General features: G+C 73.3%; 11 protein-coding genes. 6 read left to right on the top strand and 5 right to left on the bottom strand.

The genetic code is table 11. From position 1 onward, the window contains the following. From EYA84_RS19090 to EYA84_RS19080, 3 genes are all read right to left on the bottom strand, one after another. Positions 1-771 (bottom strand): TIGR03084 family metal-binding protein (locus EYA84_RS19090; RefSeq protein ID WP_131054408.1); only part of this gene is annotated, 771 nt, incomplete at its 3' end. 17 nt (positions 772-788) lie between these two features. Beyond that, the gene (locus tag EYA84_RS19085; RefSeq protein WP_131054407.1) at positions 789-1424 is read right to left on the bottom strand and encodes a TetR/AcrR family transcriptional regulator; all 636 of its coding nucleotides are present in this window, start codon (positions 1422-1424) and stop codon (positions 789-791) included. 228 nt (positions 1425-1652) lie between these two features. Next, positions 1653-2330 (bottom strand): Crp/Fnr family transcriptional regulator, encoded by a 678-nt coding sequence (locus EYA84_RS19080; RefSeq protein WP_013736306.1) that lies wholly within the window; start codon positions 2328-2330, stop codon positions 1653-1655. A 217-nt stretch (positions 2331-2547) separates the two neighbouring features. On the opposite strand from EYA84_RS19080, the gene EYA84_RS19075 reads away from it, so the two are divergent. From EYA84_RS19075 to EYA84_RS19050, 6 genes are all read left to right on the top strand, one after another. After that, a complete protein-coding gene (locus EYA84_RS19075; RefSeq protein ID WP_131054406.1) occupies positions 2548-3210 on the top strand; it encodes an adenosylcobinamide amidohydrolase in 663 nt (220 codons plus the stop codon). Between the two features lie 189 nt (positions 3211-3399). Beyond that, a complete protein-coding gene (locus EYA84_RS19070) occupies positions 3400-4473 on the top strand; it encodes a CapA family protein (RefSeq protein WP_236145845.1) in 1074 nt (357 codons plus the stop codon). A 61-nt stretch (positions 4474-4534) separates the two neighbouring features. Further along, the gene (nth, locus tag EYA84_RS19065) at positions 4535-5314 is read left to right on the top strand and encodes an endonuclease III (RefSeq protein WP_131054404.1); all 780 of its coding nucleotides are present in this window, start codon (positions 4535-4537) and stop codon (positions 5312-5314) included. Between the two features lie 17 nt (positions 5315-5331). Next, positions 5332-5919, top strand: a complete 588-nt coding sequence (locus EYA84_RS19060) for a TlpA disulfide reductase family protein (RefSeq protein WP_131054410.1) — start codon at positions 5332-5334, stop codon at positions 5917-5919. A 17-nt stretch (positions 5920-5936) separates the two neighbouring features. Then, on the top strand, positions 5937-6656 hold the full coding sequence (locus tag EYA84_RS19055; RefSeq protein ID WP_131054403.1) for a CoA pyrophosphatase: 720 nt from the start codon (positions 5937-5939) through the stop codon (positions 6654-6656). A 63-nt stretch (positions 6657-6719) separates the two neighbouring features. After that, positions 6720-7898 carry a MarP family serine protease gene (locus tag EYA84_RS19050; protein ID WP_131054402.1) on the top strand — a complete coding sequence of 393 codons (1179 nt, stop codon included), beginning with the start codon at positions 6720-6722 and terminating at the stop codon, positions 7896-7898. Positions 7899-7901: 3 nt separating this feature from the next. Here EYA84_RS19050 and EYA84_RS19045 read toward each other — a convergent pair whose 3' ends face one another. Further along, a complete protein-coding gene (locus EYA84_RS19045; protein WP_394347588.1) occupies positions 7902-8627 on the bottom strand; it encodes a phosphatase PAP2 family protein in 726 nt (241 codons plus the stop codon). A gap of 67 nt (positions 8628-8694) precedes the next feature. Beyond that, positions 8695-9882: a type VII secretion-associated serine protease mycosin gene (gene mycP / locus EYA84_RS19040; RefSeq protein WP_236145844.1), complete on the bottom strand. Its 1188-nt coding sequence runs from the start codon at positions 9880-9882 to the stop codon at positions 8695-8697. Positions 9883-9906 lie beyond the last annotated feature (24 nt).

The following is a 9906-nucleotide window of genomic DNA, read 5'->3' as shown; positions in this document are numbered from 1 at the left end:
GGGCGTGGGGGCCGGGCCGGGTGGGCCGGCGAATGCCTGCGCCACGTCCAGCCACGCGTCGGCCACCGGTCCGTCGGCCACCAGGGCGGTGTCGGCCCGGTGCCGGCGTCGGGTCACCAGCAGGCAGAAGTCGCGCGCCGCGCCGGTGACCCGGTCGCCCGCGTCCGGCGGGCCGAAGGCCCAGGTGTCGCCGGTCGGCGCCAGCAGCTCGACCCGGACCGGCGCCGTCGGCACCGCCCGGCCGTGCGCGGCGAAGCTGTGCCCGACTGTCCGGGAGCCCAGGTACGCGATGTGCCGTAGCCGGGCGGTGGCGGGCCGGGACACACCCAGCGCGTCGGCCACGTCCTCGCCGTGCGCCCAGGCCTCCATGATCCGTGCGGTGGCCATCGAGGCGGGCGACATCCGGGTGCCGTACCAGGGCAGCTTCTGTCCGGCCGGTGCGGCGGCGAGCGACGCCGCGAGCGTGCGGCGGCCGTCCCGCCAGCGGTTCAGCAGCGCGTCCGGCGGGGCGAGGAACGCTTCCGCCCCGGCGTCGACCAGACGGGCCGGGTCCGGCGCGGCGGCGACCGAGGCGTGGAACGCGTCCGGATCGGTCGCGGCCAGGTGGGACACGTGGTCGGTCCAGGCCAGGTGGGCGATCTGGTGGGCGACGGTCCAGCCCGCTGCCGGGGTGGGGCGCTCCCACTCCGTCGCGGGCAGGGTCGCGACGAGCGCGTCGAGCTGCGCGGACTCGGCGGCCAGATCCGTGAGGAGTACGGCCAGGTCGACCATGGTGCCTCCGGTGGGAATCAGTCCCGCTCGCCTTCCGGCAGGTCGTCGGCGGGGGTGAGCAGGGTGGTGAACTGGTGTTTCCAGGCGTGCAGCAGGGCGGCCCGGCGGGCCGAGTCGTCGCTGAGCAGGTTGGCCACCCCGAGGCCCCGGAGCAGGTCGAGGGTGGCCTGCACCGCCTCGCGTACGCCCGGCCGTCGCTCGTCCACGCCGAGCAGCTCGACGGTCAGGCGGTGCATCTCGCGCCCGACCCGGGTCTCCAGCGGCAGCAACGCGGCACGCAGTTCGGCGTCGGTGCGGGCGGCCACCCAGAGTTCGAGGGCGGCCACGAAGAGCGGCCCGGTGAAGGCGGCGGCGAGCAGGTCGACCACCCGGTCCAGCCGGCGGGGGCCGGCTGGCAGTGCCTCCGCCTCGGCCCGCAGCTCGGCCGCCCGGCGTTCGGTCAGGTGTGCCACGGCGGCGGTGACCAGGGCGGCCCGGGTCGGGTAGTGGTGCAGTTGGGCGCCTCGGGAGACTCCGGCCCGGGCCGCCACGACCGTGGTCGTGGTGCCGGACCAGCCATGCTCGACCAGGCACTCGACGGTCGCCTCCAGCAGCCGGGCCCGGGTGGCACGGCTGCGCTGTTGCTGAGGGACGCGGGTCGATGCGGGAGGCACGGGCACAGCCTGCCGCCCGGAAAACAAACAGTCAAGACTGACTTTTTCGGTGCGGTGAGCCGCACGAGGCGGTCACCGACGCCGAACCCGACCCCGCCCGCCCGGCCGGCCGGACAAGACTCTGCCCGGACAAGACCCGTCCGGCCACGATGCCGCCTGGACACGGCCGCCCGGACACGACACCGCCCGGCCGCGAGTGGCGGCCGGGCGGTGTCGGGAGCAGGGGTGTCAGACCCGGGCGCGGCGTGCCAGGCGCTCCGGGTCGAGGATGATGATGCTCTTGCCGTCCAACCGGAGCCAGCCCCGCGAGGCGAAGTCGGCCAACGCCTTGTTGACCGTCTCGCGGGAGGCGCCGACGAGCTGGGCGATCTCCTCCTGGGTCAGGTCGTGGGTCACCCGCAGCACGCCACCGTCCCGGGTGCCGAAGCGGCCCGCCATCTGGAGCAGGTTCTTGGCGACCCGACCGGGTACGTCGGTGAAGATCAGGTCGGCGAGGGCGTCGTTGGTCCGGCGCAGCCGGCGGGCGAGCACGCGCAGCAACTGCTCGGCGATCTCCGGCCGGTTGTTCAGCCACGGACGCAGCGCCTGCTTGCGCAGTCGGGCCAGGCGGCTGTCGGTCACCGCGGTGGCGGTCGCCGTACGCGGACCCGGGTCGAAGAGCGACAGCTCGCCGACCATGTCCGACGGCCCCATCACCGCGATCAGGTTCTGCCGGCCGTCCGCCGCCCGGCGACCCACCTTGATCTTGCCGGACAGCAGGATGTAGAGACTGTCGCCGGGCTCGCCCTCGTTGAACACGACCTCGCCCTTGCGGACCTCGATCGTCTCCATCTCCTTGGCGAGCGCCTCGGCAGCCTCCGGGTCGACTCCCTGGAAGATCCCGCTGCGGGCCAGTACCTCGTCCATCGCGCACCTCCGGTTGCGCGTGCCGTCTGTCGGCCGGGCCGCCGTCCGCTGATCCCTCGCGCGCCGCCCAGTCTAGGCGCACGTGAGCAGGAATCAGAGGTGCACCCCTGGAATCTTGATCGTTGGGCGTAACCTTCCCGTGTCGGTCGCCCGGTACCATCGCTCGCCCGCGCGGGCCGCCGACGACCGGCAGGGCCGTCGGCCGTAGGGTCACGGCGTGTTGAGCGAGCCGCAGGTGACCACCCGCCACGAGGACGGAAGGGACATTCCGCTACTCGTGTGGCGCGCCGTGCGGCCGTTGCGGACGGTCGGCACCGGCCCGCTCGGCGGCGGGCTCGGCGTACGGCGGTGGGTGTTGAACGCGACCGTGCCGATGTCGTACGACCGGGACGACCCCGCCGACCACCTGGCCGGCATGGCCCGGCGGCTCGGCCTCGACGGACCCGGGGTGGGGTTGCTGACCGGTGTCGACGTGACCGAGGTGATCGCGCGGACCGACACCGGCGTGCAGGTCTGGGCCACCGTCGGCCTGGGTACCCCGGTGCCGGCGGCGGCACCCGACGTGGCGGCCCCGGCCCAGCGGGTCGGCACGGTCAACATCGTGGTGTACGTCCCGGCCCGGCTCGGCGACGCGGCCCTGGTCAACGCGGTGGCCACGGCGACCGAGGCGAAGGCGCAGGCGATCGCGGACCTCGGGCTACCCGGCACCGGCACCCCGACGGACGCGGTCACCGTGCTCTGCCCACCGGACGGCCCGGTCAGTGCGTACGGCGGCCCGCGCTCGACCTGGGGAGCGCCGCTGGCCCGCGCGGTGCACGCCGCGGTGTCGGCGGTCGGCACCGACACCGTCGTCCCATGGTCGGATCGGCTCCAGGGCTGAATCCTCCACCCGATCGGCCGTCGTCGCGGCGTTTCCCGCCCGGTATGGTCGCCCCCGATGTATGCTCGCGCCCCCCTCGCGTCGCGTCCACGCCGCCGTGCCTCCACGGCGTCGCGTCCGCGCCCCCACGCCGCTCTCGCGGCGCGTCCACGCCGCCGTTCCCTGGCCGCGCTCGGTGCGCTGCTCGCCATGCTGCTGTTCGCCGGTTGTGCCGATCTCGGTCAGGAGCCGGTCTGGCAGCCGGGCGCGGGCGGTGGGACCGGCGGGCCGGTCGAGTCGACCCCGCCCAAGGTCAAGACCATCTCGCTCTCCGCCACCGGTGACATCGTGATGGGCAACGCGCCCAACCGGCTGCCGCCCAACGGCGGGAAGGGCTTCTTCGACTCGGTCAAGAAGGCGATCTCCGCCGACGTGGCGATGGGCAACCTGGAAGAGCCGTTGACGGTGGACACCGGCACCGGCAAGTGCGGGGCCGACTCCACCCGGTGCTTCCAGTTCCGCGCGCCGCCGGAGTACGCCGCGCACCTCGCCGACGCCGGGTTCGACCTGCTCAACCAGGCCAACAACCACGGCTACGACTTCGGGCCCAAGGGGTACGAGAACACCCAGAAGGCGCTGGAGGAGCACGACCTGGCGCACACCGGCGCGCCCGACCAGATCACGGTGGTCGAGGCCGACGGTGTCAAGGTCGCGGTGGCCGGCTTCTCGTCGTACCGCTGGTCGAACAGCCTGGTCGACATCCCGTCCGCGAAGAAGGTCGTCGAGAAGGCCGCCACGATGGCCGACATCGTCGTGGTGCAGGTGCACATGGGGGCCGAGGGTTCGGAGATGACCCGTACCCGCCCGGGCACCGAGATGTTCCTCGGCGAGAACCGCGGCGACCCGATCAAGTTCTCCCGCGCGATGATCGACTCCGGCGCCGACCTGATCGTCGGCCACGGCCCGCACGTGCTGCGGGGCATGGAGTTCTACAAGGGCCGACTGATCGCGTACAGCCTGGGCAACTTCGCCGGGGGCGGCGGCATGCTCAGCAACAACGGCCGCCTCGGCTGGGGCGGGGTGCTCAAGGTGACCCTCGAACCGGACGGCACCTGGTCCGGCGGGTCGTTCGTCTCGACGTACATGAACGGCATCGGCAAGCCGACCACGGACCCGGACGACCGGGGCCTCGGCCTGCTCCGTGAACTCACCAAGCTCGACTTCCCGGAGACCGGCGCCCAGTTCACCAAGGCGGGCAAGATCAGTCCGCCGGACGAGGGCTGATCGCCGGTCCGAGACGTGTGGGCCGACCGGAGCGTCGGCGTGGCGACGTAGGCTGGCCGTCGTGACCAGAAGCGCCACCGAGACCGACCTCGGTCGTACGCGTCGGGCGCGGCGGATCGGCCGCGTGCTGACCGAGACGCATCCCGACGCCCACTGTGAGCTGAACCACGGCAACGCGCTGGAGCTGGCCGTCGCCACCATCCTCTCGGCCCAGTGCACCGACAAGAAGGTCAACGAGGTCACGCCGAAGCTCTTCGCCCGGTATCCGAGCGCCCCCGACTACGCCGGGGCGAACCGGGACGAGATGGAGGAGCTGATCCGGCCGACCGGCTTCTACCGCAACAAGACCAGCTCGCTGATCCACCTCGGTCAGGCCCTCGTCGAGCGGTACGACGGCCAGGTCCCGGGGCGGTTGGCCGACCTGGTGACCCTGCCCGGGATCGGCCGCAAGACCGCCAACGTCATCCTCGGCAACGCCTTCGACGTGCCCGGCATCACCGTCGACACGCACTTCCAGCGGTTGGTCCAGCGCTGGCGACTGACCGCCGAGACCGACCCGGTCAAGATCGAGCACGCCATCGGGGCGATGTATCCCAAGCGCGACTGGACCATGCTGTCGCACCGGATCATCTTCCACGGCCGGCGGGTCTGCCATGCCCGCAAGCCCGCCTGCGGCGCGTGCACGCTGGTGAAGCTCTGCCCGTCGTACGGCACCGGCCCGACCGAGGCGGCCGCCGCCGCGAAGCTGCTCAAGGGCCCCCGGGCCCGTGACCTGGCCGTCGCCGCCGGAGTCGACCCCGACCTGGTGCCGGTGCAGGCGGTCCGGGCGGAGGCGCCGTGATCCGCCGACTGGCCCTGATGTCCCTGCCGCTGCTGCTGCTCGGCACCGTGGCGTGTACGCCCGAGACCGACCGGCCCGCCGCCACTGGGGCGGACACGAGCACCAGCCGGCCGTCGCCGTTCGAGGAGTGCACCTCCCTCGTCGCCGAGCCCGGCGCGGTGGACACCGGCACCCCGCAGGGTGATCGGCTGCCCGAGCTGACCCTCACCTGCTTCACCGGTGGCACCCCGGTCGCGCTGCGCGACATCCCCGGCCCGGCCGTGATCAACATCTGGGCCTCCTGGTGCCCGCCCTGCCGCAAGGAACTGCCCGCCTTCCAGCGGCTCAGCGAACAGACCGAGGGGCGACTGCGGGTCGTCGGGGTGAACACCCAGGACAGTCGCAGCGCCGCGCAGTCCATCGGCGAGGACTTCGGCGTGCGGTTCCCGATGCTGTTCGACCAGGGCAAGGCGTTCCAGCGGGCCCTCGAACGCAACGCGTTCCCGATGACGGTGTTCGTCGGCGCCGACGGCGGTGTCCGGCACATCGACACCTCCGGTGCGCTGGACGACGCCGGCCTCGCCGGCCTCGTCCGGCAGCACCTCGACATCGTGGTACCGGCGTGAGTGAGGTGCCCGCAAGGATGACCTCGGGCCCGGGGACGTCCGACGCGCCACGGCCGGTGCCGGACTGGCTGGACCCGCTGCTGGTCCGGCTCGGCACCGCCCGCATCGAGGACTTCACCCAGGTACGCACGCCGGAGCAGGGCGGCCGGGAGAGCGCCGTCCTCGTGCTGCTCGGTGAGGACCCCGAGACCGGTCCGGACGTGCTGGTGCTCCAACGTGCCGCGACGCTGCGTAACCATGCCGGTCAGCCGGCGTTCCCGGGCGGTGCCGCCGACCCGGGCGACGCCGACGCCGCTGCCACCGCGTTGCGTGAGGCCAACGAGGAGGTCGGCCTCGACCCGGCGAGCGTCACCGTACTGGCGCAACTGCCGAGGCTGTGGATCCCCGTCAGCGAGTTCGTGGTGACGCCGGTGCTCGCCTGGTGGCACACGCCGCACTGGGTGCACCCCCGGGAACCGGCCGAGGTGGCGCATGTGGCCCGGCTACCGGTCACCGAGCTGGTCGACCCGGAGAACCGCGTCCGGGTACGCCACTCCAGCGGCTGGGTCGGGCCCGCCTTCTCGGTACGCGGCATGCTGGTCTGGGGCTTCACCGCCGGGGTGCTGGCCGCGCTGTTGGAGATGGGCGGCTGGAGCCGACCGTGGCCGCACGGCCGGGTGATCGACCTGCCCCCGTCCGGTGCGTCGCCCGCCCCCTCAGCCGGCACCGACGAGGTGGACGAGAGCGCGATCCGCTGACCGCGCGGTCACCTTCCGCAAGCGGTCGTCATCCCACGAGCCCCCGGCCCGTACGCTTGACCCGTGTCGGCCGTTGATCTCGTTCTGCTGTTACTCATGCTCGTGTTCGCGATCAGCGGATACCGGCAGGGGTTCGTCATCGGGGTGCTCTCGTTCTCCGGGTTCTTCCTCGGTGCGCTGATCGGGCTCCAGATCGGGCCGATGTTCGCCCAGCAGTTCGTGGACAGCGGCACCCGCGTGCTTATCTCGCTCGTCGCCATCTTCGGCCTGGCGGTGATCGGCCAGGCGCTCGCCGGATGGCTCGGCTCCCACCTGCGCCGCACCATCGCCAGCGACACGGGTCGGCGGCTCGACGACATCGGCGGCGCCTTCGTCTCGCTCTTCGCGGTGCTCCTGGTCGCCTGGCTGGTGGCGGTGCCGCTCGGCTCCTCCTCGGTGCCCTGGCTCGCCAATTCGGTCCGCAGCAGCGCGCTGCTCAACGTGGTCGACCAGGTGCTGCCGGACCAGGCCCAGCAGCTCTCCACCGCACTGCGCGACACCGTCGACACCAACGGCTTCCCGGACGTCTTCGACGGCCTGCGCCGTTCCCAGGCACGGCAGGTCGAGCCGCCCGACCCGGCGCTGGCCGGATCGCCGGTGGTCGCGAACGGCCAACAGTCGGTGGTCAAGGTGCTCGGCTCGGCGAAGAGCTGCTCCCGCCGCATCGAGGGCTCCGGCTTCGTGTACGCCGACGACCGGGTGATGACCAACGCGCACGTGGTCGCCGGCACCGACTCGGTCGCGGTGGAACTGCGCGGCGAGCGGTACGAGGGCGTCGTCGTCGTCTACGACCCGGACCGCGACCTGGCCGTGCTCTACGTGCCCAACCTGCCCGGCCCCTCCATGCGGTTCGCCGCCGGCAACACCACCAGCGGCGCGGACGCCATCGTGCTCGGCTTCCCGCTGGACGGGCCGTACAACGCCCAGTCGGCGCGGATCCGCGACGTCGACCGGATCACCGGCCCGGACATCTACTCGTCGGGGGACGTGACCCGGGAGATCTACACGATCCGGGCCCTGGTGCGCAGCGGTAACTCCGGCGGGCCGCTGGTCTCCTCGAACGGCCTGGTGCTCGGGGTGATCTTCGCAGCGGCCGCGTACGACCCGAACACCGGCTTCGCGGTGACCGCCGCCGAGGCCCGGCCGGTGGCGCTGGCCGGTGCGGAACGCACCCGGGAGGTGGGCACCGGCGAGTGCACCTGACGGTCACCCGGCCGACGGTGACCGCCGGGCCCGGAGCGCGAAGACCGCAGTGGTCGCGGTGACCACCGCCGTGCCGAGCAGCCATCCGGCGACCACGTCGCTGGACCAGTGCACCCCGAGCGCGACCCGACTGAACCCGGTGACCAGGGCGATGGCCAGCGCGGCGGACCAGACCGCCACCCGGGCCGCCGACCGGGCCCTGGTCCGGGGCAGGAACACCACGAGCAGCACCCCGGCGGCCAACGCCGCGTTCAGCGCGTGGCCGGACGGGAAGGAGAGGCCGGGGGCAAGTGCCACCGGTTCGGGCAGATCCGGTCGCGGACGGCCCACCACGAGCTTGAGCAGCGGCCCGAGCAGACCGCCGAGGATCATGGTCGTGGCGACCCAGACGGCCAGCCGCCGCGCACCCCGGTAGGCCAGCCAGACCACCAGACACAACGCCCCGGCGCGCAGCGGCATCGGTGCGAACACGTCCGTCCAGAGGCGCATCACCGACACCCAGGCCGGGTGGTCGTGGGCGACGGCGTGCAGGTCGGCGGTGATCGCCGCGTCCAGCCGCCGCAGCGGCGACCAGTCGCCCATCACCAGCGTGGCGAGCAGCGCGAACGGCACGAGCATCGACAGGCCGGAGGCGGTGGGGCCGGGGCGCAGGCCCGACGGACCGTCCGCAGGACCGAACGGGTCGCGGACCGACGGGGGCGCCGTCGTGCGCCGGCCAGAGGCACTCACGCCGATGGTTGTACCCCGCCGAGCAGGATCGAAGACCCGGGATCGCCGGATTGCCCGGCGGTGCCGCTCAGCGTCGCCGCAGCCGACGCACCATCAGCGCCGCACCGGTGACCAGGGCGACGAGGATCGCCGAGCCGGCCCAGAGGCGTACCGGACCGGTGTCCTCCGCCGCCCCGGCGGCGCGGGCCCGCCACCGGGTCTCCTGCGGCGATCCGGTCAGACCGAGCTGCTCGGCGTCGCGGTCGCCGACCGGCACCGAGCCGGGTGCCGGGCCGAAGCCGGTCACCCCGGGCGAGTCGTTGTCGTCCAGCGGGTTGTCGCCGACCAGGGGTACGTCCGTGGTCAGCGCCGCGATCGGGTCGACCAGGCCGTACCCGAACCGGTCGTCGCGGCCGGTGGGCCCGATGTCCTTCGCGGTGACCAGCAGCCGGTTCACCACGTCCCCGGCGGACATCTGCGGGTAGCGGGCCCGGACCAGGGCGGCGGTGGCGGCGACCAGCGGGGCCGCGAAGCTGGTGCCCTGCACCCGCCAGTACCCCTGCGGCGGCCGGGCGCCGACCAGGCCGCTGGCCGGGGCGGTGAGGACGGTGGCGCGACCGGTGATCGCGCCGCTCCACAGGTTGTCGCTGTTGCGCTCCAGCCCGGAGACGGCGATGACGCCCGGCTCCCGGGCCGGATACCACACCTTCGCCTCCGGTGACGTGGCGAGATTGCCGGTGCAGGCGACCACCACCACGTCCTTGGCGAAGGCGTAGTCGATGGCGGCGGCCAGGGCGGGGCTGTCGCCGTTGCCGCCGAGCGACAGGTTGATCACTTTGGCGCCGTTGTCGACCGCCCACCGGACGCCCTTGGCGACGATCAACGCGTCGTCGTACCGGTTCTCCTCGTCGAGCACGCGGACCGGCAGGATGCGGGAGTCGGGGGCCAGCCCCACCACGCCCCGGCGGTCGTCCCGGCGCCCGGCGATCAGTCCGGCGACCGTGGTGCCGTGCCCGACCGGATCGGGTTCGGCGGCTCCGTCCGGTGCGACCAGGTCGAGACCGGGGAGCACCTGACCGGCCAGGTCCGGATGCGAACCGTCCACCCCGGAGTCGATCACCGCGACGATCACGCCGCGCCCGGTCGAGGTACGCCAGGCGATCTGCGCGCCCAGCTTGTCGAGCTGCCACTGGTCGTCACGGACCTGGTCGGCACGCTCGGCGGTGTCCGGGGCGTAGGCCACCGGCACGCCGAAGGAGGTCGGGGCGACCGGCACGGCAGCGGCCGGAACGGCCGCGAC

This window comes from Verrucosispora sp. SN26_14.1 (assembly GCF_004307965.1).
GTDB lineage: Bacteria > Actinomycetota > Actinomycetes > Mycobacteriales > Micromonosporaceae > Micromonospora.
The sequence above is the reverse complement of the archived record's forward strand: the minus strand, read 5'-3'. Positions and strand labels throughout refer to the sequence as shown.

Excerpts from the sequence above, each read along its gene's own strand:
- EYA84_RS19055 (WP_131054403.1), top strand. The coding sequence starts at position 5,937 with ATGACCTCGGGCCCGGGGACGTCCGACGCGCCACGGCCGGTGCCGGAC.
- EYA84_RS19070 (WP_236145845.1), top strand. The coding sequence starts at position 3,400 with ATGCTGCTGTTCGCCGGTTGTGCCGATCTCGGTCAGGAGCCGGTCTGG.
- EYA84_RS19080 (WP_013736306.1), bottom strand. The coding sequence starts at position 2,330 with ATGGACGAGGTACTGGCCCGCAGCGGGATCTTCCAGGGAGTCGACCCG.
- EYA84_RS19060 (WP_131054410.1), top strand. The coding sequence starts at position 5,332 with ATGTCCCTGCCGCTGCTGCTGCTCGGCACCGTGGCGTGTACGCCCGAG.